This window comes from Desulfatibacillum alkenivorans DSM 16219 (assembly GCF_900142135.1).
GTDB classification, from domain to species: domain Bacteria; phylum Desulfobacterota; class Desulfobacteria; order Desulfobacterales; family Desulfatibacillaceae; genus Desulfatibacillum; species Desulfatibacillum alkenivorans.
The window spans coordinates 173,166-199,099 of sequence record NZ_FQZU01000005.1 but is presented as its reverse complement, the minus strand read 5'-3'; the positions used below and the strand labels follow the sequence as shown (position 1 = coordinate 199,099).

At 53.5% G+C, this 25,934-nt stretch carries 22 protein-coding genes; 15 read left to right on the top strand and 7 right to left on the bottom strand.

Features of this window, described 5'->3' with window-relative positions:
• The first annotated feature begins 27 nt into the window (after nt 1-27).
• From BUE18_RS06680 to BUE18_RS27255, 8 genes are all read left to right on the top strand, one after another.
• On the top strand, nt 28-825 hold the full coding sequence (locus BUE18_RS06680; protein ID WP_073474184.1) for a DUF2148 domain-containing protein: 798 nt from the start codon (nt 28-30) through the stop codon (nt 823-825).
• Nucleotides 825-1,655: a DUF2148 domain-containing protein gene (locus BUE18_RS06675; RefSeq protein WP_073474182.1), complete on the top strand. Its 831-nt coding sequence runs from the start codon at nt 825-827 to the stop codon at nt 1,653-1,655. Before BUE18_RS06680 ends, BUE18_RS06675 begins: the two co-directional genes overlap by 1 nt.
• Before the next feature lie 26 nt (nt 1,656-1,681).
• Nucleotides 1,682-2,926: an acyl-CoA dehydrogenase family protein gene (locus BUE18_RS06670; protein ID WP_073474180.1), complete on the top strand. Its 1,245-nt coding sequence runs from the start codon at nt 1,682-1,684 to the stop codon at nt 2,924-2,926.
• A gap of 26 nt (nt 2,927-2,952) precedes the next feature.
• Entirely contained in the window at nt 2,953-4,191 is a 1,239-nt protein-coding gene (locus BUE18_RS06665) for a thiolase family protein (RefSeq protein WP_073474178.1), read from the top strand.
• A 156-nt stretch (nt 4,192-4,347) separates the two neighbouring features.
• Nucleotides 4,348-5,115, top strand: a complete 768-nt coding sequence (locus BUE18_RS06660; RefSeq protein ID WP_073474176.1) for an SDR family oxidoreductase — start codon at nt 4,348-4,350, stop codon at nt 5,113-5,115.
• A gap of 18 nt (nt 5,116-5,133) precedes the next feature.
• On the top strand, nt 5,134-5,964 hold the full coding sequence (locus BUE18_RS06655; RefSeq protein ID WP_073474174.1) for an SDR family NAD(P)-dependent oxidoreductase: 831 nt from the start codon (nt 5,134-5,136) through the stop codon (nt 5,962-5,964).
• A 633-nt stretch (nt 5,965-6,597) separates the two neighbouring features.
• Nucleotides 6,598-7,767, top strand: a complete 1,170-nt coding sequence (locus tag BUE18_RS06650) for an exo-beta-N-acetylmuramidase NamZ family protein (RefSeq protein WP_073474172.1) — start codon at nt 6,598-6,600, stop codon at nt 7,765-7,767.
• A 17-nt stretch (nt 7,768-7,784) separates the two neighbouring features.
• Nucleotides 7,785-8,462, top strand: coding sequence for a ribonuclease HI (locus BUE18_RS27255; RefSeq protein WP_083610823.1), 678 nt, complete (start codon nt 7,785-7,787; stop codon nt 8,460-8,462).
• 96 nt (nt 8,463-8,558) lie between these two features.
• On the opposite strand, the gene BUE18_RS06640 is transcribed toward BUE18_RS27255, so the two are convergent.
• Nucleotides 8,559-10,472, bottom strand: coding sequence for an AMP-dependent synthetase/ligase (locus BUE18_RS06640; RefSeq protein ID WP_073474169.1), 1,914 nt, complete (start codon nt 10,470-10,472; stop codon nt 8,559-8,561).
• Between the two features lie 832 nt (nt 10,473-11,304).
• Between BUE18_RS06640 and BUE18_RS06635 the strand changes: the two genes are divergently transcribed.
• Both BUE18_RS06635 and BUE18_RS06630 read left to right on the top strand, forming a co-directional pair.
• A complete protein-coding gene (locus tag BUE18_RS06635) occupies nt 11,305-13,251 on the top strand; it encodes a methyl-accepting chemotaxis protein (protein WP_073474167.1) in 1,947 nt (648 codons plus the stop codon).
• Between the two features lie 226 nt (nt 13,252-13,477).
• On the top strand, nt 13,478-14,446 hold the full coding sequence (locus BUE18_RS06630) for an ABC transporter substrate-binding protein (RefSeq protein WP_073474165.1): 969 nt from the start codon (nt 13,478-13,480) through the stop codon (nt 14,444-14,446).
• Between the two features lie 59 nt (nt 14,447-14,505).
• On the opposite strand, the gene BUE18_RS06625 is transcribed toward BUE18_RS06630, so the two are convergent.
• Nucleotides 14,506-17,082, bottom strand: coding sequence for an EAL domain-containing protein (locus tag BUE18_RS06625; RefSeq protein WP_170868288.1), 2,577 nt, complete (start codon nt 17,080-17,082; stop codon nt 14,506-14,508).
• 10 nt (nt 17,083-17,092) lie between these two features.
• Here BUE18_RS06625 and BUE18_RS27865 point away from each other — a divergent pair, with 10 nt between their 5' ends.
• The gene (locus BUE18_RS27865) at nt 17,093-17,251 is read left to right on the top strand and encodes a hypothetical protein (RefSeq protein ID WP_170868287.1); all 159 of its coding nucleotides are present in this window, start codon (nt 17,093-17,095) and stop codon (nt 17,249-17,251) included.
• Nucleotides 17,252-17,570: 319 nt separating this feature from the next.
• Here the strand turns inward: BUE18_RS27865 and BUE18_RS06620 are convergent, their stop codons facing one another.
• Complete coding sequence (locus BUE18_RS06620) at nt 17,571-17,849, bottom strand: hypothetical protein (protein ID WP_012610084.1); 279 nt, start codon at nt 17,847-17,849, stop codon at nt 17,571-17,573.
• 138 nt (nt 17,850-17,987) lie between these two features.
• Nucleotides 17,988-18,350, bottom strand: coding sequence for a hypothetical protein (locus BUE18_RS06615; protein ID WP_073474160.1), 363 nt, complete (start codon nt 18,348-18,350; stop codon nt 17,988-17,990).
• Nucleotides 18,351-18,538: 188 nt separating this feature from the next.
• On the opposite strand from BUE18_RS06615, the gene BUE18_RS06610 reads away from it, so the two are divergent.
• The 3 genes from BUE18_RS06610 to BUE18_RS06600 are packed head-to-tail and all read left to right on the top strand — an operon-like array spanning nt 18,539 to nt 22,205.
• A complete protein-coding gene (locus BUE18_RS06610) occupies nt 18,539-19,546 on the top strand; it encodes a radical SAM protein (protein ID WP_073474157.1) in 1,008 nt (335 codons plus the stop codon).
• Between the two features lie 38 nt (nt 19,547-19,584).
• Nucleotides 19,585-20,910 (top strand): glycerate kinase type-2 family protein, encoded by a 1,326-nt coding sequence (locus BUE18_RS06605; protein ID WP_073474153.1) that lies wholly within the window; start codon nt 19,585-19,587, stop codon nt 20,908-20,910.
• A 41-nt stretch (nt 20,911-20,951) separates the two neighbouring features.
• Nucleotides 20,952-22,205, top strand: coding sequence for a NupC/NupG family nucleoside CNT transporter (locus BUE18_RS06600; protein WP_073474150.1), 1,254 nt, complete (start codon nt 20,952-20,954; stop codon nt 22,203-22,205).
• Nucleotides 22,206-22,375: 170 nt separating this feature from the next.
• Here the strand turns inward: BUE18_RS06600 and BUE18_RS06595 are convergent, their stop codons facing one another.
• The 3 genes from BUE18_RS06595 to BUE18_RS06585 form a co-directional block, all read right to left on the bottom strand.
• Nucleotides 22,376-23,008 carry a class I SAM-dependent methyltransferase gene (locus BUE18_RS06595; protein ID WP_073474148.1) on the bottom strand — a complete coding sequence of 211 codons (633 nt, stop codon included), beginning with the start codon at nt 23,006-23,008 and terminating at the stop codon, nt 22,376-22,378.
• Nucleotides 23,009-23,144: 136 nt separating this feature from the next.
• Nucleotides 23,145-23,348, bottom strand: coding sequence for a dodecin family protein (locus BUE18_RS06590; RefSeq protein WP_073474144.1), 204 nt, complete (start codon nt 23,346-23,348; stop codon nt 23,145-23,147).
• Nucleotides 23,349-23,653: 305 nt separating this feature from the next.
• Entirely contained in the window at nt 23,654-24,901 is a 1,248-nt protein-coding gene (locus BUE18_RS06585) for a 2-C-methyl-D-erythritol 2,4-cyclodiphosphate synthase (RefSeq protein ID WP_073474142.1), read from the bottom strand.
• Nucleotides 24,902-25,215: 314 nt separating this feature from the next.
• On the opposite strand from BUE18_RS06585, the gene BUE18_RS06580 reads away from it, so the two are divergent.
• The gene (locus BUE18_RS06580; RefSeq protein ID WP_073474140.1) at nt 25,216-25,920 is read left to right on the top strand and encodes a Crp/Fnr family transcriptional regulator; all 705 of its coding nucleotides are present in this window, start codon (nt 25,216-25,218) and stop codon (nt 25,918-25,920) included.
• Nucleotides 25,921-25,934: the final 14 nt, after the last annotated feature.

Here is a 25,934-nt window from a genome sequence, read left to right as displayed (position 1 = left end):
GCTCAAGGAATAACGAAAGGAAGACCCATGAAACGCTATGTAGAAGACCTTGATTTTCAAGGACGCGAGCGCATCAGCGAATGGACGCCCTATTCGGCCCAGGACGTCCGCCGGAAAAAAGGCGCCCTGGAAGCGGCCAGGCTCATGGTCAACTCCGCCCTGACCGCCCCCTTTGCCGGCGGCGTGGCCCAGATCGAAGCGGAGCTGATATACGGCCAGGACAACCTGGAGGAACTAGCCCGCAAGATTGAAGAAATCGCCCATACCAACCCGGCCTGGAAAGAGCCCTTTTTATACGAAGCGGTGATGGTTCGGGATTCGGACGTGATTATTCTGATCGGCAACACCCGTTGCCACGAAACGCCCCTGGACGGGGGCTGCGGCATGTGCGGCGGCGGCCTGGACTGCAGCTATTTTTACGAAAAGGTGGAGCACCGCTACGGTTTGGTGGACATCACCGACCGCCGGTCCGAAACCATCATCAAAGGCCCCTTGTGCACGGCTCGCGTGGACGACCTGGGATTCGCCGTAGGCAGCGCATTGTGGACAGCCCACACCCTGATGGTGGACGCAAGGCCCTTCGCCAGCATGGGCATGGCCGGCCAGAAACTGGGCTACTGCCCCAACTCGGGCATTGTGGTGGGCGTTCCCGTGGCCGCAAAATCCAAAAACCCCTATGTGGACGTGAACGTGGATTACCACCTTATCAACATGGACAAGGCCCTGGACAACACCCGCAAGATTTTCATGACAGCCCGGCTTTTGCGCGGTTTCGACTATCGCAAGTGGATACCCAAACCCGCCAAGGAAACGGAGGAGGACTAATGGGACATCTGACAGGTAAGGAATATCTCGTGGACCATGTGGTGGAAATCGCCAAAAATATTTGCCTGGCCGTCCACAAGGCGCCCACCATCACCGGCAAGACGAAAATCGAAACGGAAATCATCTGGGGAGACGACCTCCTGCCGATCATCGAGGTGCTGGAGCCCATCGCCAAGGCCGTTCGTTACGTGCAGTGGGATTATGAAACCATCAAGTCCTGCTACGAAAAGGGGGAGTCTCCGGTGATCATAGGCATCGGCGCCAAGGTGGACCGCTCCAACCTGGGTTGGAACTGCGGCGCCTGCGGCCAGCCCACGTGCAAGGATTTCAACAATTACGCCAAGGATCTGGGCGGAGGCGGCCAGTTGGGAGGCCCAAGCTGCAACTGGAAAATCCTGGATTTCGCCATCGCCGCCGACTGGGCTTGCGCCAGCGCCTGGCAATACAGGGTGGACAACCGGATCATGGGGTCCGCCGCCTTTGGCCTGCAGGCCTTCAACTATCTGCCGGACTGCAACGTCAAGCTGGCCCTGGCGCTGGGCCCTCCGCGGGACATGGTCTACTACAGCCGCGAGGAAATGCATCGCAAGATCACTTACGAAGAGGAAAAACAGGACATGCTCCACACCGTGCCCACCATGTTCACCTGCTTCCCCGGGCCGGGAAACCCCATGTACAAGTCCAAAAACGACTGGTGGGCGCCGCCCGAGTACATGAACGTGGAATATTCGGAGGAATCCATGGACGCACTGGATACCATTCTTTACGAAGAGGTGCCGGAAATCATCGTCAAGCACGCTGACGCCGTCGCCGCCCGCTACAAAAAATAACCCGCCTTTAAATTAGGAGGAAACCAATGAGTTACCTTGACCTTGATTTAAATCTCTCCAAAGAAGACCGCATGCTTAAGGAAGCCGCCCACGAATTCGCCCGGGACGTTATGCGCCCCACGGCCTGGGAAATGGACCGCATGACCGCGGAAGAGTCCGTCGGCCCCAACTCCCCGTTATGGGATTTCAAGAAAAAGGCCTATGAACTGGATTTTCATACCATTCTCGTCCCGGACTCCTACGGCGGCATGGGCCTGTCCCCCTTTCAACAAGCCCTGGTCATCGAGGAACTGGCCTGGGGCAGTGTGGGCCTCACCGTGGACCTGGCCGTGGCGGCTTTTCCCTCGTTTCTGGCCTCCATGGTTCCCGAGGAGGACATCATCGAGGAAATCATCCTGCCCTTCTGCGACTGCAAGGACGGAAAAATCTGCGGATGCTGGGCCATCACCGAACCCATGCACGGCTCGGACACGCTCCTGCCCTTCTATCCCAGCTTTTCCGATCCCGCAATCCCGGCTGACTGCACGGCCGCGCCGGACGGCGATTTTTACGTGATCAACGGACAGAAGGCCGCCTGGGTTTCCGGCGCGCCTTACGCCACCCACGCAGCCCTGTTCTGCCAAATCGATTCCAAAATGGGCCATGCAGGCGGCGGCATTGTGATTGTTCCCCTGCATCTGCCCGGGGTGTCCCGGGGCGCTCCTCTGGAGAAGCTGGGACAAAGGGACGACCCTCAGAGCGAACTGTATTTCGACAACGTGCGCGTGCCCGCCAAGTATTGCATTGTGGGGCCTGACGCCTATGAAGCCATGCTGGAAATCACCCTGTCCTTCACCACCGTGCTCATGGGCGTCCTGAGCGTGGGCATTGGCCGCGCCGCCTTTGAAGAGGCGCTTAACTACGCCAAAACCCGGGTGCAGTGCGGCAAAGCCCTGATCGAGCATCAGGACGTGCAGAAAAAGCTGTTCAACATGTTCAGCAAGGTGGAAATGATGCGCCAAATGACCCGCGCCGCCCACGTGTTCAACCAAAACACATCCACTCCGGCCGAGGAGTACTCTTTGATATGCAAGGTGCACGGCACTCAGTGGGCCTTTGAAGTCTGCAGCGAGGCGATCCAGATTTTTGGAGCAACCGGACTGACCAAGGAATACATCGTGGAAAAACTCTTCCGCGACGCCAGGGCCATGATGATCGAGGACGGCTCCAATGACGTTCTGGCCATCGCTGCCGGACACAAGATTATCGAAAATTATCCGCGGAGGGATTAACCCCGCCAATAAAGGAAAAACTTCCCATGTCAAACGTATACATCATCGGCCTGGGCATGCTTCGGTTCGGCAAATATGCGGACAGGGGCGTCCGGGACATGGCCCACGAGGCGGTCAACCTGGCTCTCCAGGACGCGTCGCTGGACAAGAAGGACCTTCAGGCCGCATTTTTCTCCAATACTTTCTGGGGCATGTTCGACGACCAGCACTCCATTAAAGGACAGGTGGCGCTCAGGTCTATGGGCATTGACAAAATTCCCGTGACCAACGTGGAAAACGCCTGCGCAGGAGCCTCCACGGCCCTGCACCTGGCATACACCGGAATCAAGGCGGGCATGTACGACGCAGCCCTGGCCGTGGGCTCGGAAAAAATCACCAGCCCGGATAAAGCCAAATCCCTGGGCGCCTACGCCGCCTGCATGGACGTGGCCGGATTTGAAGAGCACATCAGCAAGCTGACCTCGTTAAGCCAGTCCTTTCAACTGGACATCCCCGAGGAAGACAACCCCATGGGCGCGGGCCGCAGCATATTCATGGACGCCTACGCCACCTTCGCCAGGTGGCACATGAGCAAATACGGCTCCACCCAGGATCAATTGGCTTTGATCGCCTCCAAAAACCATTGGCACGGCAGCCTGAACCCTCTGGCCCAATACCAGATGACCATGACGCCCGAACAGGTGCTGAACGACGCGCCCGTGACCTATCCCTTGACCCGCGCCATGTGCGCGCCCGTTGGCGACGGGGCTGCGGCGGCCATTGTCTGCTCCGAGGCATTCCTAAAGAAGCTGACCGAAGCCAGACCGGTCAAAATTATTGCTTCAGTCCATGGCCAGGGCAGCGAACGGGATATGGACGGAGAGGATATCGGCGAAAGGCTAGTGAACAAAGCCTACAATATCGCCGGGATAAGCCCCCAGGACGTGAGCCTGGCCGAGTTGCACGACGCCACGGCATACGGAGAACTGCACCAGTTGGAAGCCATGGGTTTTTGCTCCGTAGGCGAAGGCGGCCCGTGGTCGGAAACCGGCGCCACCAAGCTGGGAGGCAAACAGCCCGTGAACACCAGCGGCGGCTTGGAATGCCGCGGCCATCCCATTGGCGCTTCGGGCCTGGCCCAGATTTTTGAAATCGGAACCCAGCTTCGGGGAGAAGCCGGAAAGCGCCAGGTGGAAGGCGCCCGCATCGGGCTGGCTGAAAACGGCGGCGGCAACATCGGGGTGGAGGAAGCCGCCATGTGCATCCACCTTTTGGAAAGGGTTTGAAAATATGTAACATTTTTGCCAGTGTGACCGGAGGGAGGGGCTTTTTACACCCCTACGCCAATATACAATGACAATGTTCCGAATGCCCTCTCCTTCCGGTCATAATCCCATTTTAACAAATAAATACCACTCGCCAGTCAGGAAAGGACTATCTCCATGACTAAAAATATCCTCATCACTGGCGCCGCTTCGGGCATCGGCCGGGAGACAGCTCTGTTTTTTGCGAAGAACGGCTGGTTCGTTGGCGCCGTGGATCTTAACGGGCAAGGCCTTGAAAACCTGGAAAAAGTAATCGGCCGGGACCAGTGCCATACCCATTCCATGGATGTGACCGACCCGGAAAGCGTCCAGGAAGCGATCAACTCTTTTGCCGAAAGGACGGGCGGAAAAATGGACGTCCTGTTTAACAATGCGGGGATTCTCAAGTTCGGCCGGTTTGAAAAAGTGGACCTGGCCCACTCCCTGGCTATTGTGGACGTCAACCTGAAAGGAGTGATTGCATGCACCCATAGCTCGCTATATTTATTGAAGAACACCCCCGGATCCAGGGTGGTGAACATGGCCTCCACCTCGGCCGTGTACGGCATTCCGGATCTATCCGTGTACTCCGCAACCAAAAGGGCTGTGCTGGCCCTGACCGAAGCTCTGGATATTGAGTTGGAGCCATACGGAATTTCCGTGTGCGACGTACTTGCGCCCTACGTGAACACGCCTTTGTTGGAAACCGACCAGAAGGTGCATTCCATTAACAAGATGGGAATCAAACTGGCGCCCATTGACGTGGCAAAGACAGTGTGGAAAGCGGCGCACAAGAAAAAGCTGCATTGGAAAATGGGCGGATCCACCCACGCCCTGGTCGCCTTGTTCAACCTGCTGCCGGGCGTGCGTCGCCCCATCGTGAAATCTCTGACCATTTCCACTTAAGCATATTGGAGGCAACCCATGGGAACTTTTACGGATAAAGTCGCCGTCATCACCGGAGCGGCCTCGGGCATCGGCTTCGCCTTGAGTCAGGAATTATGCAGGAGGGGCGCCAGGGTGATTATGTCGGACATCCAGGAAGATCTATTGGAAAAGGCCGCGGCAGGGCTTAACAGCCAGGGATTCGACGTGAGAACCCTGCCCCTTGACGTGACGGACGACCAGGCATTCAAAGCCATGATAGACAGGGCCATCTCGGAAAAAGGCCGCCTGGATTACATATTCAACAATGCGGGCATCGCCGTGGGCGGAGAAGTTCAGGATTGCGAGGTGGAGGATTGGCGCAAAGTTCTGGAAGTGAATCTGTTCGGCGTCATTCACGGAACCGTGCATGCGTACAAAGCCATGCTGAAACAGGGGTTCGGACACATCGTGAACATTGCGTCCATTGAGGGGCTGACGCCTTTTCCATGCACCGTATCGTACGTAACCAGCAAATACGGGGTGGTGGGCCTGACCAACGGCCTGCGCGTGGAGGCCTCCTCCCTGGGCATCGACGTAAGCGTGGTGTGCCCGGGATTCATCCAAACCTCGATTTTTGAAACCAGCAAGGTGGTCAACATTGACCGCCAAAACCTGTTAAAAAACCTGCCCATGAATTTTTCCATCAGCGCCGAGGAATGCGCCCGCCGCATTTGCAACGGCGTTGAAAAGAAAAAAGCGTTTATTGTGGTGACGGGCTTTGCCAAGGTTTTGTGGGCCATCGGCCGCATAAGCCCCTCCCTGCTGATTTGGCTGGTGGGCAGGGATTACGCCAAAACCCGCAAGGATGTCAGGCTGCAAAGCGCTTAATGCAACCACGGAAGGCACGGAAAAAACGTAATGTATTAGTTCTGAGACTTCCGTGATTTCCGTGGCTTGAAACCATCTTCCACGGCGCGCCCCCACGCGTCTTGAAGTCCCCCCAAATCACCCTATGCAATGGCGGACGCTGTGAACACACCGGCGTCCGCCTTTTGAAATCCACCCCTTGCAAATCATTAGGCCCTAAGCCTTGATCGCCTTTCAACGCCATGGTATTGTGGCAAAATGATCAATCGGCGCTTATTTGGGCGCATATGGCGTCATGAAAAATGACGCTGGGTCCCCGCTTGCGGGCCGTCCTGAAACCCGAACGCCCCTTGCGAGGATGACGGACGTCTTGGGCGCTGAAATGCTTTTATGGTCATTAAAGCCCAGAATTTGTTGGGTTTCGCAAGCTCTACCCAACCTGCGCCGCCCCATGTCGAGCCGCAGGTTGGGTTAAGAAGTCCGGCTATGGCGTTTCAAGCCGGCAATAATGCTGTTGGACTTCGAACCCAACAGAAATTACGATGATCGCCCCTTGGAGTCTGCTCCAAGGAACAAAGACCGAAACGCTAATCGTTGGGCTTCGCAAGCTCTACCCAACCCACGCCGCATTCTGTAAAAAGGAATCTATCCAACATGCTCGTCAACACCGGCTTGGACAATTTGCTGGAATCTCCGCCTGATTGGATCCAGGGCAAACGCCTGGGGCTGCTGCTTAACCCGGCGTCCGTGGATCGGGAGCTAACCGGGTCTCATATCGTTATAGACAGGCGGTTTCCCGGGCAACTGACCGCCCTGTTCTCCCCTCAGCACGGTTTTCACGCAGCCAAACAGGATAATATGATCGAATCGGATCATATGAAAGATCCCGACCTGGGCGTCCCCATATACAGTCTGTACAGCGAAACCCGCATTCCCACAGAGGAGATGTTCGACGGCATCGACATTCTGCTCATTGACATCCAGGACGTGGGAACCCGGGTTTACACCTTCATGTATAGTATGAGTTATTGCATGGAAGTTGCTAAAAAAACTAATAAAACAATTTTCGTACTGGACAGACCCAACCCCATAGGCGGCGAGGCGGTTGAGGGAAATATCCTCCAGGATAACTGCACTTCTTTTGTAGGAAGATATCCCATACCCATGCGCCACGGCCTGACCATGGCCGAACTGGCAAGGCTGTTTAATGACGAATTCGGCATAGGATGCGACCTGCAAGTCGTTCCCATGACAGGCTGGAGGCGGTCCATGTATTACGAGGAAACCACTCTCACCTGGATTCCGCCCTCCCCTAACCTGCCCATTGTGGACTCCGCCGTGGTCTATCCCGGCCAGGTTATTCTTGAGGGAACCAACGCCTCCGAAGGCCGGGGAACCACCCGGCCGTTCGAGGCTTTCGGAGCGCCTTATGTGGACCCGCGGGAGGTCCTGGAGGAGTTGCGTCCCGAAGGAGTTCCCGGGGCGATCCTGCGGTCCATGGCTTTTGAACCTCTTTTCAATAAATGGGCCGGAGAGCTTTGCCGGGGATTTCAAATCCACGTGACGGACAGAAGGACGTTCCAGCCCTATTTGACCTCCTTGCGATTGATTTCCGCTTTGATCAAATTGTACCCGGATGATTTTAAATGGAAACAGCCGCCCTATGAATACGAGTACGAACGTCTGCCCATGGACCTGATCCTGGGCGATAAAGACATCCGAAAAGCCTTGGAAAACGGGGAATCCCCCTTTGAATTGGAAGAAGCCTGGCAAGACGAACTGGACGCCTTTAAGGCGACCGCTTCCAAATATCATCTTTACTAAAAAGCAAAAGGAAATCCATGGCGGAAACAGATGGCAAATGGGTCAGAATGGCCTTTAAAAACAGCAAGGTATGGGCCGAGTCGGACGGCAAAGGGAATTTTATCGTCAATAACGGCAAGGTGAAAATCAAGTACAAGCTGGACCAGGAACAGGAATACACCGCCAGGGTGGATAACCTGGCGCCCGTGGAAACCTTGAAAAATAAGCCTAAAACCGCCCCCAAGGCTTCGGCTTCCAAAAAAATTCCCAAATACGTGGCCGAAGAAAAACCCGATCTGCCCGAAAACGCGATCATCGCGTACACGGACGGCGCGTCCTCGCACAACCCCGGCCCGGCCGGCCTGGGCGTGCTGCTCAAGTACAAAGGGCATGCCAAGGAAATCAGCCAATACATAGGAGAAACCACCAATAATGTGGCGGAGCTGAGCGCCATCCTGGTCGCCCTTCAAAATATCAAAAAACGAGAATTGCCGGTGCGCATCTTTACGGACAGCAAATATTCCTTCGGCGTGCTTTTTCAAGGATGGAAAGCCAAGGCCAATGTGGAGCTAATCGGAAAAATCCAAAACGAAATCAGTAAATTCAAGGATATCAAATGCTATTGGGTCAAAGGCCATGCCGACAATCCGTACAACGAAATCGCCGACAAATTGGCCACTGACGCCATCAAAAACCATCAAAACCAAACTGATTAACCGCGAACTGCAAAACAAAAAATTCTGCCTCCGGCGGGTCGCTTTTTTTGAAAAAAAGCTCCGCAAAAAACTTTCAAATAGCGCTTCGCGCGAAGGCTATTTGTATAAGTCTTTAATTTCCTTTTCAAAATTTTTCATAACCACGTTTCGTTTGATTTTCAGCGTGGGGGTGACTTCGCCGGTTTGCTCGGTCAGTCTGCGTTTGGCGATGGTGTATTTTTTGATGGTCTCGTATTCCTCAAGCTGAAAATTAGCCAGCTTGATTTCCTCGTCGACCATTTCCTTGAGCTTGGCGTTTCTGATGAAATCCTCGCCGACTTTTACGCAAACCGGGGCGGCGCCCAGGTCGGCGAACGCCAGGGCGTCCTTGTCGTATTCAATGCCGTTGGCGTCGAAATACTCGATGAACGCGTCAAAATCGGGAATGACGATGGCTGCCACGTATTTGCGATTGTCGCCCACGGGAACCACGGTGTCGATGTATCGGGACAAGGAAAAGCAGCTTTCGATTTTGGCGGAAGGCACGTTTTTGCCGGTATCCAGGACCATAAGGCCCTTTTTCCGGTCCACGATTTTAAGATACCCGTCCGCCTGCTCCTCCACAATGTCTCCAGTATGGTAGAATCCGTCCTCGGTGAAAGCTGCCTTGGTGGCTTCGGGATTATTCCAATATTCCAGCATGTTATTGGGGCCCTTGACCAGCCATTCCCCATCCGGTGCGATGCGGCCTTCCACGCCCGGCGCCAGGCAGCCCACGCTGCCGGGGAGGACCTTGTTGGGGCGGTTCAGGTTGACCGTGTTGCAGGTTTCCGTGGCGCCGTATCCTTCGTAAATGCGGATGCCCATGGCCATGAACACCTTGCAGAGATCGGCCGGCAAGGCGCCTGCCGCGGAAAAGGCGAAGCGGAAGCGTCCCCCCAGCTTCTCCCGCACCTTGGAAAACAGGATTTTATCCACCAACTGGTATTGCATGCGCAGCAGAGGGCCTATGCCGGAGCACAGGTCGGCCTCTTCGGACATATCCACAAACCCGTTGTCGTCGGCCCGGGTTTCCACTACCTTTTTTCCAACTTTCAGAGCGTAGTTGAAAATGGCTTTTTTCAGGAAAGATTCGGAGGCGGCGGCGGACAAAGCCATGAAAATGCGTTCGTAAATGCGAGGCACGGACATGAACATGGTGGGCTTGAAGACCTGAAGGTCTTCCACCATGGTCTTGGGAGAAGAATAAGCCAAAGTGATGGCGCCGTGCATGGCGACGCCGTGGCCGCACTCCCTTTCGTAGGTATGGGAAAGGGGCAGAAAGGACAGCATGACGTCGTCCGGCTTCATGAACCCGATGGGCTCCATGTCCCGGCGGCAGGCCGCGTTGATGCTGGCGTGCGTGTGCACGGCGCCTTTTGGCTTGCCGGTGGTGCCGGAGGTGTACACGATGGTCATGGGGTCGTCCAGGGCCACGGACTTCCAGCGGTTGGAAAAGGCCTTTGGCTCCTTGGCCCTCAAATTCGAGCCTAAAGAACAAAGGGCGTTGAAATCCAGGATCCGGGGATCTTCTCCGCCCACCTCCCCTTGCAGCACAATCACCTTTTCCAGGGTAGGCATATCCGCCCAGGCTTCCAGGGCTTTGGCCAGGTTGAGGCCGTCCTGAACGTACAGGACCTTGGCGGCGGAATCCCTTACAATAAATGTCAGTTCGTCTTTGGATAACGTGGGATACACGCAGACGGTCATGGCCCCTGCGCACAGGATGGAGTAATCCGCCTGCATCCACTCGGGACAGGTATGAGCCATGAGGGCGACCCTGTCGCCTTTTTCCACCCCGATCTCCATGAGCCCGCAGCTTGCTTCTTCTATGATGCGGCCCAACTGAAAATACGTCAGGGTTTGATGGGTGCCGGTTTCGGTTTTCCACCATTGAGCCCTGCGTTCTCCAAACTGGGTGACGTTGCGATGCAGCAACTCCGGAAAGGTTTGCGTTGTGATATACCACTTGTCCCGGGAAATGTTTTCCATGGCTAAGGACCTTCCTGATTTCCTTCTAGTATGTCTGTCTCCTTGGCGGCGCCTGCCGGATTTCCAAGAATCCGACCCATAGGGAATAGACTTCTTACAAAAAGGATGCAAGCATAATTCCAATTTTTACTGTCCCCCTTTCAGGTAATCAGCCGGAAAATCAAAGGACAGAACGGTCCAGGCGGCCAAATTTTTTTAGAAATTATTCCAGGATAGAACGGCTGCATACTCGGACCGTGTCACAGTTTTGGGGAGGCGCTGTAGTCATAGGCCCCTAAAAAATCCTTTCAGCGCCCGGTAAATAATAAAAAAATACGCATTCTTTTAGAAATAATTTGAAATTGGATGAACGGCTCGTTCTCAATTAAACGATCGTATATCAAAGCAAATCCGTTTCCGGGAAAACCGACTGTTTAACAAACATTTCAATATGATAACAAGAAATGTTTCAGCGCACGCTTATATAGGCTTTGATCGTTTAATGCCGTTGGATGTCATGCGGCTGCAATCTTATCAATATATATATAGAAGATGATATTTATAATAAAATTAAAATTCTAAACAACATTATACGAAATGGTATCAGAGTTTTGGAAAAGTATTGACATATACAACTTAATTGTGTTTTTTAATACCCAGAGTCTGCCTTTGTAGCCAAAAGCAGATATTCTCTTTCGAAGTAATTACTGGTTCAAATTTGTGTTTGCATGTCAGGACGCCCAAAATATGTTGTCGCGTCACAGCAGCCAGTTCACCGGTGATGCGTTTCGAAGTAATGCCTTTTTTACAACATATTTATCGCACACGATCCCGTGTAAAGGGGGGCGTTCCCATGAAGTTTGGCCTTCGCACGAAGTTTTTAGCGCCTGCGCTAATCATCCTCACGATTCTCCTGACCGCTTTCGGCGCCGTCACCTACGTCAAAGTTAAAAGCGTTTTAAAAACACAAGCCAAAGCGCAAATGCTGCTGCAGGCGGAGTCTTCGTCGATGAACCTGGCCGCATGGGTTCAACGGGCTATGTTTGACGTTGAGTCTTGGGCTACGGAAAAAGTATTCAGGGAAGCCCTGCCGGACACTTTCATCGCTACGGCATTCAGAAAACAGGCCCAGGCGAATCTGGAGAGGATTACAACCAAGCACGCTTTTTACGACATTGTGATCCTCACGGACGCCCAGGGAACGCCCATAACAGCTTCCGACGCAAAGAAAGCCGGACAAATTAAGGATTTATGCCAGGGCATATTGTCCACAAACGATATAATTGAAGGAAGATTTTCCCCGGTTTTCAAGAGCAGCCTTACCAACTCGGCGGCTCTCATGCTCACGGTTCCCGTGGAGCAAAAGGGGCGGAAGGGATACATGTTCGCCCAATTGAATCTTGCCTATTTCCGGGAAAATTTCATGAGCAAGATGAAGTTCGGGGAGAGCGGAAGAGCGTTTTTGATGGAGAGCAAAGGCTTGATAGTCAGCCATCAATCCCATTCCAGTAAGCTGGAGATGGATTTCGTCGTAGACATCGCCAAATCCGACCTGGGAACGAAATATGCCGGCCAGGAGCGCGGAGTTTATGAGCATGTCCTGGGCGCCGACATGGACAATTCCTCCGGCCAAGATTATATAACAGCCATATGCCAGGTTGAAGGAACCGACCTGGCGACGGGCCTGAGCGCCAAAGCCAGCGAGATTTACGCCGGCGCCAATGAGGTCAGCGTCTGGGTGGCCGGCATAGGATTTCTGCTCTTGCTGGCAATCGGCTTTTCCATCTTGATTCTGGTGCAGGTCTTCATCATCAAGCCCATTGATACGGTCAGCAAAGGCTTGCAGGACGTGGCCCAGGGCGAAGGGGATTTGACGAGAAGGCTGGACGTCTCCAGTCAGGACGAAGTGGGGGACTTGGCATCCTGGTTCAACAAATTCATGGACAAGCAGCAAGCCATGATTCGGGAAATCATGGAATCCGCCCATTCCCTGGCGACCCTCACGGCTCAGATTTCCACCACCGCCTCCCAGTTCGCCTCCAGCGCCACGGAGATGGGAAGCTCGGTCAGTGAAATCAGCACCACCGGGGAGGAAGTGAAGGAAACCATGCGGGTTTCCAGCGAAAAGGCGGAAAGCGTGGCTCAATCCGCAGAAGATACGGAAAAGGTCTCCCAGAGCGGGCTTTCGGCCACCGCCTACAACCTGGACGGCATGGTCCGGATCAAGGACGAAATGCAGTACATTGCAGAAAGCATTGTCAAGCTGAGCGAACAAACCCAGAACATCGCCGAAATTATTGATGCGGTGAACGAACTGGCCAACCAGTCCAACCTCTTGTCCGTCAACGCATCCATCGAGGCGGCTAAGGCCGGTGAGTTCGGCAAGGGCTTCGCCGTGGTCGCGCAGGAAGTCAAATCATTGGCCGACCAATCCAAACAAGCCACAGAACAGGTCCGAAACATTCTGCAGGAAATCCAGAACGCCACCAGCGCGGCCGTCATGGCCACGGAAAGGGGCTCCAAAGCCGTGGACGAAGGCAGCCAGCTGTCTTCCGAGGCGGAAGAAGCCATCAGCAAGCTGTCGTCAAGCACTTCGGAATCCGCCAAAGCATCCCGCCTGATAGCGGCGTCGGCCCAACAGCAACTGGCTGGAATGGAGCAGTTGTCTCAAGCGCTGGAAAGCATCAAGCTGGCCAGTGAGCAAAACGTGGACAGCGCCAAGCAATTGGAGGAATCCACCATCGCCCTGAACAGCTTGGGGAGCATGCTCACTGAGATGGCTGGCAAGTTCAAGGTGTAATGCAAAAAACGCTTCCCATGCCCTAATGCCCCGTTTTTTGGGCGAGCCGGGCGTGGGGAGCGTTTCGCTTTATTGGCCCGGCGCACGGATTGATCCACAGCCGGGCGAACAATATTCGTCAAAGAATTTCAGCCGGAAAACCGGAATCCCCGGTCGTTTTTCATGATCAGGGACTTTGGTGAAATGTATAGCAAGACTTGTCACAGCAAATGCAGTGGAGGAAAGTATGAAAAAATTCGGCGTATACCTGGCCGCGGTTATGACTCTGGCCCTCATTTTAGCGGGCTCATCCCCGGCGGCGGATTTTGCCGGGAAAAAGATCCTTTTGGTGGACTCCTATCATGAAGGATATGAATGGAGCGACGGCATTGTCAGGGGAGCCAAAACCGCTCTGGAAGGCAAAGGAATTGAGGTGAAAATCTTTAGGATGGACACCAAACGCCAATCAGGGGAGGAATACAAAAAAAGCGTTTCATTAAAAGCCAAGGCTCTGATTGACTCCTTTAAGCCGGACGTGGTTATCACGTCCGACGACAACGCCGCCAAGTATCTGGTCGTGCCCTACTTGAAAAACACGGCGACTCCGGTGGTTTTCTGCGGCGTCAACTGGGATGCCTCGGTGTACGGCTTTCCGTGCAAAAACGTCACCGGCATGGTGGAAGTCACCCCGGTTCCCCAATTGCTGGAGCAACTCAAGCCTTTCGCCAAGGGGGACAGGCTGGGTTTTATCGGGCCTGAAACACTCACATCCACCAAGGAAGCGGAAAACATTTCCAAAGCCTTTGGCTTGAGACTTGAAAAATATTTTTCCAAAAACGCCGAAGACTGGAAAACTGGATTTGCCGAACTGCAAAACAAAGTGGATATTCTGCTCGTTGACTCTGACGGCGGATTGTACGCAGACCAGTCTGAGGAACTTATCGCCTTTGTGGAAGCCAACACCAAAATCCCTACGGGAACATCCTACGACTTCATGGCCCCGTACGCTCTTCTGGACTTCGCCAAGGTGTCTGAAGAACAAGGCCTGTGGGCGGCGGAAACGGCTCTGAAGATCCTTGGAGGCGCCAGCCCGGATTCCATAGCCATTGCCCAAAACAAGGAGGGCAAGCTGATTTTGAACGCCCGCATCGCCCAAAACCTGGACCAGGAAATACCCTATACGCTCATTGAAGCCGCCAACCAGGTTATTCAATAAGCCTATTTTATTCTGCGCCTTTCCTCGAAACATTCCTGGAGAGGCGCAGATCCCCTCCTTTAATAGTACATGCTGCAATAAAACTCGATCTCAGGGGCTGACATTGGAACGCCTAAATAAAAGCCCTGGCCCACGTCGCACCCGATCTTAACCAGATAATCGAACTGCTGCTTGTTATCAAATCCTTCCGCGATAACCGTAAGCCCCAACTCGTGAGACATTTCCACGATTTTGCTCAAGAGGTTTCTTTTACGCTCCGAGGCGAAGGTGTCGTCCCCCGTGTTAATCACAAAGGATCGATCTATTTTCAGGCAATCTACGGGCAGGTCGTGAAGATAGCTCATGGAGGAGTAGCCTGTGCCAAAATCGTCAATGGCGGTTGTGGCGCCCAGGGACTTGACGCCGCTCAACATGTTGGCGATGAATTTGACGTCCTTTACCAATAGGCTTTCCGTCAATTCGATTTCCAGGTGGTGGGAATCCATGCCGCTTTTGTTGAGTGCGCTGATAAGAATGTCCAGAAATCCCTCGTCCGCAAACTGCACGGACGAAACATTGACGGACACCTTGAAAGGCCCGTACCCGGCCTTGGCCCACCTGGCGTTCTGAGCGCAGGCCTCATGAACCACCCATTCGCCTATGGGGATGATCAAGCCGGTTTCCTCGGCCAGGGGAATGAATTTTAACGGAGGAATGCGGCCCAACTCCGGGTGATTCCACCGAATTAAAGCCTCAAACCCGATCAGCCTCTTGGTCGCCAGTTCGTACTGGGGTTGGTAGAAAAGTTCAAACTCTTTGTTTTCAATGGCCTTTCTCAGGTCATTTTCAATCTCTAAGCGCTCCAGGACAGCCATTTTCATTTGGGGCTCGAACTCCGCCAGACGATTGCCGCCCCGAATTTTTGCATAATACATGGCCGTGTCGGCATGGCGGATGAGTTTGCCCGCGTCCTGGGCGTCTTCCGGAAAAAAACTGATTCCAATACTGGCGTCAAGATACAACTCGTGGTCTTGAATCCGGTAGGGCTCCCGGAATATCTGCAGGATGCGCCGCCCCATGCCGATGGCGTCCTCCTTGGAGTCCAGGCGGCTGGCGGCCAGGACGAACTCATCCCCTCCCATGCGGGCCAGGATGTCCGAATCCCGGACTATCCGAAGCAAACGGCTGACCACCTCCTTCAATAATTGATCTCCCACCACATGCCCCAGGGAGTCGTTGACCTGCTTGAATCGATCCAAATCAATATACAAGAGGGCCAGCATTTCTTCGTAGCGTTTGGCGGCATTCAGGCTTTTTTCCAGCCATTCCCGCAAAGCGCCGCGATTGGCCAACCCGGTCAGGTCGTCATGGCGGGCCTGATAAACCAGGGTTTCGGTCAGTTGCACTTTTTCAATGGCCACGGACGCCAAATCAGTGACCGCCTTAAGCAAAGCCAGGTCCTCTTCCGCTGGGTCCACGGACTCCTTGTAATAGAGGGAAATGACGCCAAGCAACTGCCCTTTGCCGGACAATATGGGGGCCGCATAACAGGCATGCAATCCGTGCTCTTGCGCCAAACTCCGGTAATTATCCCAAAGCGGATTGGAGCTTGCGTCGTTAACCAGGATGGTCTCCCCCAAATATGCGGCGGCGGCCAACCCGGACTCCGGGCAGATTCTCTGCCTGCCCACGGCCTTGATGAAGCCGGCGGGAAGCCGTGAGTACACCGTGGAAACCAGTTTGCCGTCCTTGGCCAGACTGATCATGGTGGAAGCCTGAGGCCTTTGCCGTTCCACCACTCTGATAACTTCGTTCAGCACGTCCATAATAGGCAGGTTTTTGATGATCATGGTCAGGACGCTGTTCTTATCCATCTCAAAGAACTCGTTCAACCTCTGGTCCGTGACGTCCAGGGCCGTGCCAAGGATGGTTTTGACCCCGGTGGTGCTGTTCCGGACAATGGAAATCTGCTGTTGAATAAAACGGACGCTTTTATCAAAGCGCATAATCCGGTGCACCAGGCTGAAAGGAAAATGGCGGGTGACCGCCTGATTGAGCAGATTGGAGAATTCTTCGCGATCCTCAGGATGAAACACGTCCAGAAAATGGTCCCGGGACACCCTTTCGTCGCCGTAGCGTATACCAAACACCTGATGGGAGTTTTTGGATAAAATAAAGGTTTTGCTCTCAGGAACGTATTCCCAGGTTCCCATTTGGGCGGCCTTTTGAGCGTGATAAATTTTTTCTTCGCTGTCCCTCAGCTTTGCCAAAAGCTGGTTGGTGTCCAGGGCGTAACGCAAACGATTCTGCATGACCTGCCAATTGATGGGAAAAGTCTCAACGTCCGAGAACCCCGCTTCGTAGCCCACCTTGATTTTAAATGTTTCGTGGGGGTCTGCAACCAGGATGGCAGGCAGCTTTTCTTTGGAATAGTCCGCCCTCAATAATTTGCAAAAAGCGCTGGAACTCGTGTTATTGAGAGCGGTCCGCACCAGGCAGATGCCTGGCTCGCCTTTTTTTATGAAAGCCAGCGCCTCTTCCGGGTCCGTAAAGCCTTGAATCCGAAACGAAGACTCGGGCAGGTATTTTCTGGCCTCCTCTGCAAGGGATCCGTCTTTATCCAAAACAACAAGGGCTATCTTTTTAGGGGCGTTCATTGAGTTCACCATGGCAACGGCCAAGCCGGTCAAGCCGGGGCTTTCCAAAAACAACAAAGCGTTAATTTTTTCCAAGGCCGATAAATGCCGAGATGCGTTAGAGAAGAAGCAAAAAGGCAGGACAAAAAAATCTAAAGAAATCTTTTGGTTACACTTAAAACTATCCTGAACAGGTTATGGGCGCCAATGTTTCTGAATATGGAAGACGCCTCCCCCCTCAAACCGGCCAATCTTTCACACACATCTTGGGAACCCATTGAATGATGCGTGATATGATATACCAAGATTCTCTTTACGGCAATAATTTTATCTTGGTTAATATACTAAATACAATTAGGAAACTCTTGTTTATTGAGGGGAAAGCCCCCACAAGAGCGGCCCCCCAAAAAAAAGCCCTGATCCGAGGTTGTGGATTCAGGGCTTTTTGGATGCCTATTTGCAATCGGCTCATAATTAATAAGGGGAGCCGAAAAACTTGCTATGCTATTTTATTTGGAGCCTTTGAGGGAGTTGATCTCTTTTTTCAGGTCCTCAATTTCTTTTTTGTAGCGATCCACGTCGCTGGCGCCGTCGCCGAAATCAAAGTCCTCTTCTCCCTGCCATTTATCTTTCAGTTCGTCAAAGCCCAGGTAAATAGCTAAGGCGCCGCCCAGAAACAGGGTTACGGGCACCACACCGGCCAGGATGCCAAAAAACTGTTCCGACCAGATGGCCATGCCCAACAGACCCAGTACAGCCGCGACTGCTCCGCCAACTAACGTTTTCATTAAAAGTCCTCCTTGTAGTTATGTTCTTAAACGTTCCGGCACGTTAAGGAAAGCCATTCGCCGGCAAAATTCTAGTTTCAGCCGTCTTCAAATGAAGGCAGACGGATAACACGTACTACCTGCGAAAGCAAGCCTATTTTATTTTTTTCGGTCCATTAAGGAGACGACCTTTGCCTGGCCGCCTTTCTTTTCGCCCGATTTTTTACCGTCCGTAGACGAATCTTCCATGGAGGATTCAGCCCCAGTGCCTTGAGGAATAAGCCCCCGGGGCGGCCCCACCTTTTCCAGGCGCATCTTGTTGCCGCCCATGGTGAAGACGTCTCCGTTGATGTATTCCTCGCGCAGAATCCATGAAAATTCGTGGGACGGCGTCATTAACGCCATCATATGCACATGGTACCACCCGGGTTTGTGGTCCGCCTCAATGTCTTCTATTCTAGCATAAAAGGCGGGGTTCCCTTCGTAATGAACCAAAACCAAATCGCCTATGGATGTCGCCATGAACCTTTTCCTTATTCCTTTCCCAATATTCCCCTGACAAATAGTAAATACGGACCTCAATGTCAAGAAAAGGGTCGGCTTTTACTCACAAAATCGGTCTTCCCTTTATCCTTTTTCCGGCTTATGGTATGGGAAGACATAATGCATTGTAATGATTGTTAGTATTTACCCATATATACAGGTGCGGCATGAAACAAACTGTGGCTTTTCAAGCCCATGCAAAAAATGTATTTTTTCACATTTTAACCCAATGCAATCTTTCCTGCAAACATTGCTATATCAACCCCGAGCAGCACGGCAGGCAGACCCTTGATATTAAAACCATTTGCAAGTGGCTGGATGCATTTTCCGGCCAGGGGGCGGATTCCAACGTGATCTTTTTGGGCGGGGAGCCCACCATGCACCCGGATCTTGACCAAGCCATCCGCCACGCCCGCAGCACTGGATACAAATCCATAACAGTGGATACAAACGGATATTGCTTCCACGATATTCTGGACAAGACCAGCCCCGGCCAAGTGGACGTGTTTTCGTTCAGCCTGGACGGTCCGTCTCCGGAGGTGAACGACCCCATACGAGGAAAAGGCTCCTTTAAAATATGCACAGAAAACCTGCAAAAAGCTGTTAAAAATGGATTTGGCATCAGTCTGATATACACGGTCAGCACGGGAAACCTGAAATTTCTGGACCAGATGCCCGAACTTCTGGCAAAATGGGGGGTACAACGCTTTTTTATCCAGGTTATCGGGTTGCGGGGAAACGCGGCGTCAAACGCCTCCAACCTGAACCAACTCACCCGCTCCCAGTGGGACAGCGTGGTACCCGCCGCGGCCGAAAAAGCGGCCAAGCTGGGAATAGAGACCACTTATCCCAAGGTGTTTCTGGAGCCGGGCGAGAAATTCGAGTGTGCGGGCAAGGTGGCGGAGAACTATTTTATTTTTCCCAACGGCAGGGTGTACCGGTGCCCTTTGTGCGAGGACTACCCCATCCACTCGCTCATGTTTGAGGATGACAGGCTAGAAGCGGTTTCCGGATTGCATGAGGATCGATTTTTCGACCTGAACATCCCTGAAGGCTGCGTGATGAACAAGCTCATCCAGCCCGGAAACGTGGAATACGGTCCGGACGGCGATCCATTGTATCAGGTGGCCTGTTGTCTTCTCAAAGAAAGGGTCAGCCCTCCCGATCAATCCTGATTGAGCGCTTTTTTGTGCGCTGGACGGAGGACAAAACCATGACGCAAATCTTACGGGAACACGCTATGGAAATCTTCCGGGCGGGCCTGGCGGCGGCCGACCCGGAGCAGGCCGTGCTCAAAGCCCTGCAGCTCAGTCAAAGCGGCGTTTTGTCGGTTGGAGAACGAAAAATCACCCTGGCCGGCTATGACAGGGTGTTTGTTGTTGGAGCGGGCAAGGCCGCCTGCCCCATGGCCCGGGCCCTGGAAAAAACCCTGCCCCATATCACGGAAGGCCTGATCGTCACAAAATACGGGCATGTCATGCCCCTGGACTTCGTCAAAACCGTCGAAGGCGGGCATCCTGTGCCTGACGCCAACGGAATGCAGGGCGCCCGGGCGATCATAGGCCTGCTGGAAGGCCTTACGGAAAGGGACCTGGTTTTTTGCGTGATTTCGGGCGGAGGCTCGGCCCTGCTGCCTTTGCCGGCCAAAGGCCTGACGCTGGCTCAAAAACAGGAAGCCACCTCGGCCCTGCTGGCGTGCGGCGCTCCCATCCAGGAGATGAACGCCATACGAAAGCACCTTTCCGGGGTCAAAGGCGGGCAATTGGTCCGAATCGCCCATCCTGCAACCATGATCTCTTTGGTGCTGTCCGATGTGATCGGAGACGATTTGGACATCATCGCCTCGGGCCCCACCACGCCCGATCCAGACACCTTCCAACGGTGCCTGGAGATTATCGACCGCCACCAAATGTGCCTGAACTTTCCGGCGGAGGTCATGGGGCATCTTGAACGGGGAGCTGCCGGAGATCTGCCCGAAACGCCCAAGCCGGGAGATCCGGTATTCAATAACGCCCATACCCTGATCGTAGGGTCTTCGCGCCAGTCTTTGTTTCAAGCGCGGGATAAAGCCCAAAGCCTGGGGTACAATACCCTGATTCTTTCCTCCCTGATTGACGGAGAAGCCCAGGACGTGGCCAAGGTGCACGCAGGAATCGCCAAGGAAATTTTAGCCACGGGCAATCCCCTGCAACGCCCCGCCTGCGTCCTGTCCGGCGGCGAAACCACCGTGACCATCAAGGGAAAAGGCAAAGGCGGACGCAACATGGAATTCGCCCTGGCCGGGGCCATCGCCATGCAAGGCGTGGAAGGCGCCCTATTGTTCTCCGCGGGAACCGACGGCACGGACGGCCCCACGGACGCGGCCGGCGCCTATTGCGACGGCGGCACTTGCTCCCGTGCGGAAGCCATGGGCTTGGACCCTTACGCCTATTTGGTCAACAACGACTCGTACAACTTTTTTAAAAAAACGGGGGAATTGGTCATTACCGGTCCCACCATGACCAATGTCATGGACCTGCGTCTCATACTGGCATCCTGATCATTTCTTGATTGCAGGGTTATTTCTGAAAGGACTCCTTCATGCTCGACATTCTGCACTGCGCCCTTGGTTTGGCCGCCATGCCCCTTATCGCCCTCGCATTTTCCGAAAACCGGAAAAACATCCAACTGAGGACCGTCCTATCGGCCATTGTCCTCCAGCTTATATTGGCCCTGTTCTTTTTGAAAATGCCGGGCGCGCAAGGCGTTTTTCTGGCTTTGAACAAAGTGGTCGGAGCATTGGAAACGGCTGCCAGGGCGGGCACGACCTTTGTGTTCGGATACCTGGGCGGCGGCGAGTCCTTTCCCTTTGAGGTGACGGATCAAGGTGCATCCTATATTTTCGGCCTTCGGGGGCTTTGGCTCATCCTGGTCATGAGCGCCCTTTCCTCCCTGCTGTTTTATTGGAGAATTCTGCCTCTCATCGTCCGGGGCTTCGCCTGGCTCCTGCGCCGGTCTTTGGGCGTGGGCGGCGCCGAAGGTCTGGGGCTGGCCGCCAACGTGTTCGTGGGCATGATCGAAGCGCCTCTGTTCGTCAAGCCCTATCTGAGAGACGTCTCCCGGGGCGAACTGTTCGCACTCATGACGGGCGGCATGGCAACCGTGGCCGGCACAGTCCTGGTTTTGTACGCCAGCTTCTTAAAGCCGGTGTTGCCCGGCGCTTTGGGGCATCTCCTGGTGGCCTCCATCATCAGCGCGCCGGCGGCCATTGCCATTTCCCGGATAATAATTCCCAGCGACAGCGCCACGGAAGGCCAAATGAGCATCCCCAATCCCGCGTCCAGTTCCATGGAAGCCATCACCAACGGCGGAACCGAAGGCATGAAGCTCTACCTGAATGTCATCGCCATGCTGGTGGTCTGCGTGGCCATGGTGGAACTGGTGAACATCTGCCTTGGATGGGTCCCAAACATCGGAGGCGAGGCCCTCACCCTGCAAAGAATTCTTGGACTGATCATGGCGCCCATCGTCTGGCTCATAGGCATTCCCTGGTCCGAATGCATGACCGCAGGCAGCCTCATGGGGATTAAAACGGTCCTGAACGAGTTCCTGTCCTACTTGGCTTTAGCCGGAACTCCGGCGGAGCAATTGTCGCCCCGCTCCGTGTTGATCATGACCTACGCCATGTGCGGCTTCGCCAATTTGGGATCTTTGGGCATCATGATAGGCGGCCTGGGCATGATGGTTCCCGAGCGCAGAACGGAAATCGTGGGCCTGGGGTTCAAGTCCATCATCGCCGGCACCCTGGCCACCCTCATGACCGGCGCCATCGCAGGGATTTTATACACGGGATAGTTATTGTCCAATGAAGATTTTGCAGCCCGATTTATACGCACACGCCGCTGAGAAAGGTGTTCTCAGAACTGCATGTGCTCACGCACCCGGGCAGGGTACTGCTCTGCCCAGGCTACCCAATAATTTACAACGTATTGGATTTTCATGAGATATTTTTGCCCCCGAACGCCTTACCCCGAACATCCCGCGGCCGTTACCACCTCCCGGATTTTCTTGGCGTCCAGGATCCGTTTTTCCGGGGCGAGACCGCATTGCTCCAGGGCGCCCACAATGCCGCCTGACGCGTTAAACTCGTTGTATAGGGCGAAATTGCTTCTGCCGCCAAAGCAAAGTTCGGCCAGGGTAGTCAGATATCCTGGGATGGTCCTGGGCTGGGGAACGGAATGGTCGGAAATGATCAGCCGTTTGGCGACCCGAGTCATGGACCGGATTGTCGCCAGCCTGTCCTGCATGGGCATTTCGTGCAGAGCCAGGGAGATAACGGCGTAATCGTACGTATGCTCCACCGAGTCTTCCAGGCGGGTGGCATCGCCGTGGACAAACTCCACGTTAGAGGCTTTGCTTCCTTTTTTCAGAAATTCCCCGAAACGAAGCATCCGGGCGGACATATCCACGCCGGTTATTTTTTCGCATTTCGGCGCCAGCTCCAAGGCCAGCCGGCCTGTGCCGCAGCAGACGTCCAGAACCGTGCATCCTTCGGGAATCAGGGCGGATATCATGCTTCTGCGTCCGCCTTCCAATGGATCGTAAAAGACTCCGTACAAAATCCCGTAAAACCACTGGGACCTATCCACTTTGTCCATTTCCCCCTCCTTGTAAAAGGACTTCCGGACGACTCCGGTTTCGTCATGGCGAGCCGGGGCGGGCAAGGCCGCCGGCCCCGGCTGTTTTTTTTGGTACCGGGCTGCTAAAACGCCCCGCTGTTTACTGTGCTGAGCGTCATTTCTCGTATTTGAACGAAACGCTAACCTTGGCTCTATAAGCCGTTACTTTGCCATTTTCAATTTTCAAGTCAAGCTCTTTTACTTCAGCCACCCGAAGATCTTTGAGGGATTGAGATGCGGTTTCCACGGCGAGTTTGGCCGCGTCCTCCCAGGAAGTGGGGCTGCTGCCAACCAGTTCTATGATTTTGTAAACGCTCATGCCGGTCCTCCTCTTGTTGGGGTGAACACAAGTAAACACACGTCTATGGCCGCCAAAGCGGCTTTGGGGGAAATATGCCCATTAAGGCGAAAACTTTATTTTACGGCATGTTGCGCCTGAGGAACACGGCAAGGAATGCAGGAAGCGGCGGGCGCTCTTGCTAAATGGAGGCGGAGTCCGGACAAGGCGTATGTTTGGGTGTTCCTGATAATTAACTTACGGGCGGGGCTTTGGTCCTGTCAAGAAAATGTTCCCAAGGACGCAGCGGAGCGCCAGGGCGGCGTCATATGATTTGCTCCTTGACCTCATGTGATTTGAACCTTATTACGGCCTTGGTTTTTGGCCCGATACAACATTTGATCCGAACGGACAATCATTTCGTCAAGCGTCTTGAGCAAGGTGCTGCACACGCCTATGCTTGCAGTAACCCTTATGTCCGCGCCTTGCACCTGAATCACGGAGTCTTGAATAGTTTGGCGGACTCGTTCAAACAACTTAAGGCTGTCCGCCGGAGTGATATTGGGGGCCAGAATGCAGAACTCCTCGCCGCCGAACCGGGACACAATGTCTGTTTCGCGGCAGGCATTTACAAGAATACTTGAGACGGACTGGATGACCACGTCTCCCGCGTCATGACCGTGGGTGTCGTTAACCCGCTTAAAATAATCTATATCAACCGTGGCGACGGCGATTTTGGTCTTTTCCCGCAATGCGGAAGCATGAATTTTTTTACCCAGGTCGAAAAAATATCGTCTGTTATACAATCCGGTGAGAAAATCCCTGGAGGAAAGATCTTTGACTTCCTGAATATAATCCAGCAAATCCAGGTTCTGAGTTACGCGGCAATAAAACTCCTCCGCCAGAAATGGTTTGTTCAAAAAATCCGAAGCGCCGCTTTTTATGAACTGAGCTGAAACAACGCCGTCTTCATCGCTGGAAATCCCAATAATGGCCATCTCGTCCCTGGTGTGTGTTTGCCGAATTTGACTGGTCAACTCAACGCCGTCCATTTCCTTCATGTAATAATCGGTTATAACCATTTTTATATCAGGGTTTTTTCTAATAATTTCAAGCGCCTCACTGCCTGTTGCCGCGCTTAGAACATGGTATTTCCGAACTTCAAGCAATTCCCTTACGGAGCGCCGATATAAGCGGGAATCCTCCACGATCAAAATTTTGACGTTTTCCGCCTCCATGACATGTTTGATCAGCGCTAAAACATAATCGACGCTTTCCGGGCGCTTTTTCAGGAGGTAATCCACCACTTTGCGGGACCAGATAAACTTTCTGGCTTCATCGTTAAACAAAGCGGAAAACACGATGACCGGAACGCCATGAGCCATGACCATATCAATGATTTCACCGTTTTGAGCGTCGGGTAAAACAAAATCTATAATCCCGATGGCAAAATCCCCTTCTTGCTCAGCAAAAAGAGCCTCCGTGTCTTTCAAGGACTTGGTCCAAAAAACGGCGCAATCGAATTTGGACTCGATTCTTTCTTTCACAGATGATCCAAAAAGGGTGCTGTCTTCAACCAGCAGGATTCTTTTCATTACCCAAGCTCCTATATATCGAACAAAACTCCAGACGTTCCCGGAGTATCAACACAAGAAACACAAACAATAACCATTTGATAAAGAAATAAATATTTATCATCCGAACATCCGGACATCCCCAATAACAGTATGCAATATCCATGCAATCCCATCAGATTTCAGGCCTGCAAAAATTTAGTGAGGCAAAGGCGAGATTGAAAAATGCTCCAAATTTTCGTTAATTATAATAATGTAGCATTTGCTACATCCATCCTGGCGCGATTATAGTATGGTCGCCTACAGGAATGAACTATTTTGAAAGGACAAAACGCATGAGTTGTATTTGCCGCGAAATGGCCGGCGATTCCATTGAGCTTTCGCCTGTTTGCATTGGGCATCTCTGGGTTTTCCAAAATTTAAACCCCAAGGACGTCAAGGCCCTGGCCGTCAACGCCATGCGGAAAAAGCTGGAAAAAGGCGACGCCCTTTTTCTCCAGGGAGACCCAACGGACGAAATGTTCCTGATCAAAGGCGGCAGGGTTAAGCTGACCAAGGTGCTGGAGGACGGGACTGAGCTGACTCTGGACATCCGGAAAGCCGGCGACTTCGTGGGCGAAAACATGTTCTCCGAAGAGGGGGAATACCCCGTAAGCGCCTATTGCCTGGAAGACACCTTCACCTGCGGATTCACCCGGGACCAGTTTGAACAACTGGTTTTGGATCACCCGCATGTAGGCCTGCAGATCATCAAAAACCTGAGCGAACGGATTTCCCGGCTGACCAGCCGGGTGGGAAGCCTGGCCGTCTCCAATATTGAAGACCGGTTGTATCGGGTATTGGCCAACGTGGCCCAGGAGCACGGCGCCAAGAGCGCCCGAGGGATAGTCATCCAGTTTCCCCTGACCCACGAAGACCTGAGCTTTTTGACGGGCGCACACCGGGTGAGCATCACCCGGGCCATGAAAGCCCTGAAAAGCGGGGGGAAGATCATCCACGAAGACAAACGGATCATTCTGCCTTTGTTGGAATCCGCCTGACCAATCATTAATAG

What these genes read in the sequence shown, in the direction of transcription:
- BUE18_RS06650 (WP_073474172.1), top strand. Translation starts at nt 6,598, where the DNA reads ATGCTCGTCAACACCGGCTTGGACAATTTGCTGGAATCTCCGCCTGAT.
- BUE18_RS06595 (WP_073474148.1), bottom strand. Translation starts at nt 23,008, where the DNA reads ATGGACAAAGTGGATAGGTCCCAGTGGTTTTACGGGATTTTGTACGGA.
- BUE18_RS06670 (WP_073474180.1), top strand. Translation starts at nt 1,682, where the DNA reads ATGAGTTACCTTGACCTTGATTTAAATCTCTCCAAAGAAGACCGCATG.
- BUE18_RS06675 (WP_073474182.1), top strand. Translation starts at nt 825, where the DNA reads ATGGGACATCTGACAGGTAAGGAATATCTCGTGGACCATGTGGTGGAA.
- BUE18_RS06585 (WP_073474142.1), bottom strand. Translation starts at nt 24,901, where the DNA reads ATGAAAAGAATCCTGCTGGTTGAAGACAGCACCCTTTTTGGATCATCT.
- BUE18_RS06640 (WP_073474169.1), bottom strand. Translation starts at nt 10,472, where the DNA reads ATGGAAAACATTTCCCGGGACAAGTGGTATATCACAACGCAAACCTTT.
- BUE18_RS06610 (WP_073474157.1), top strand. Translation starts at nt 18,539, where the DNA reads ATGAAACAAACTGTGGCTTTTCAAGCCCATGCAAAAAATGTATTTTTT.
- BUE18_RS06620 (WP_012610084.1), bottom strand. Translation starts at nt 17,849, where the DNA reads ATGAAAACGTTAGTTGGCGGAGCAGTCGCGGCTGTACTGGGTCTGTTG.
- BUE18_RS06680 (WP_073474184.1), top strand. Translation starts at nt 28, where the DNA reads ATGAAACGCTATGTAGAAGACCTTGATTTTCAAGGACGCGAGCGCATC.
- BUE18_RS06660 (WP_073474176.1), top strand. Translation starts at nt 4,348, where the DNA reads ATGACTAAAAATATCCTCATCACTGGCGCCGCTTCGGGCATCGGCCGG.
- BUE18_RS06655 (WP_073474174.1), top strand. Translation starts at nt 5,134, where the DNA reads ATGGGAACTTTTACGGATAAAGTCGCCGTCATCACCGGAGCGGCCTCG.
- BUE18_RS06615 (WP_073474160.1), bottom strand. Translation starts at nt 18,350, where the DNA reads ATGGCGACATCCATAGGCGATTTGGTTTTGGTTCATTACGAAGGGAAC.
- BUE18_RS06665 (WP_073474178.1), top strand. Translation starts at nt 2,953, where the DNA reads ATGTCAAACGTATACATCATCGGCCTGGGCATGCTTCGGTTCGGCAAA.
- BUE18_RS06605 (WP_073474153.1), top strand. Translation starts at nt 19,585, where the DNA reads ATGACGCAAATCTTACGGGAACACGCTATGGAAATCTTCCGGGCGGGC.
- BUE18_RS06630 (WP_073474165.1), top strand. Translation starts at nt 13,478, where the DNA reads ATGAAAAAATTCGGCGTATACCTGGCCGCGGTTATGACTCTGGCCCTC.
- BUE18_RS27255 (WP_083610823.1), top strand. Translation starts at nt 7,785, where the DNA reads ATGGCGGAAACAGATGGCAAATGGGTCAGAATGGCCTTTAAAAACAGC.
- BUE18_RS06600 (WP_073474150.1), top strand. Translation starts at nt 20,952, where the DNA reads ATGCTCGACATTCTGCACTGCGCCCTTGGTTTGGCCGCCATGCCCCTT.
- BUE18_RS27865 (WP_170868287.1), top strand. Translation starts at nt 17,093, where the DNA reads ATGGCAACGGCCAAGCCGGTCAAGCCGGGGCTTTCCAAAAACAACAAA.
- BUE18_RS06635 (WP_073474167.1), top strand. Translation starts at nt 11,305, where the DNA reads ATGAAGTTTGGCCTTCGCACGAAGTTTTTAGCGCCTGCGCTAATCATC.
- BUE18_RS06625 (WP_170868288.1), bottom strand. Translation starts at nt 17,082, where the DNA reads ATGAACGCCCCTAAAAAGATAGCCCTTGTTGTTTTGGATAAAGACGGA.
- BUE18_RS06580 (WP_073474140.1), top strand. Translation starts at nt 25,216, where the DNA reads ATGAGTTGTATTTGCCGCGAAATGGCCGGCGATTCCATTGAGCTTTCG.
- BUE18_RS06590 (WP_073474144.1), bottom strand. Translation starts at nt 23,348, where the DNA reads ATGAGCGTTTACAAAATCATAGAACTGGTTGGCAGCAGCCCCACTTCC.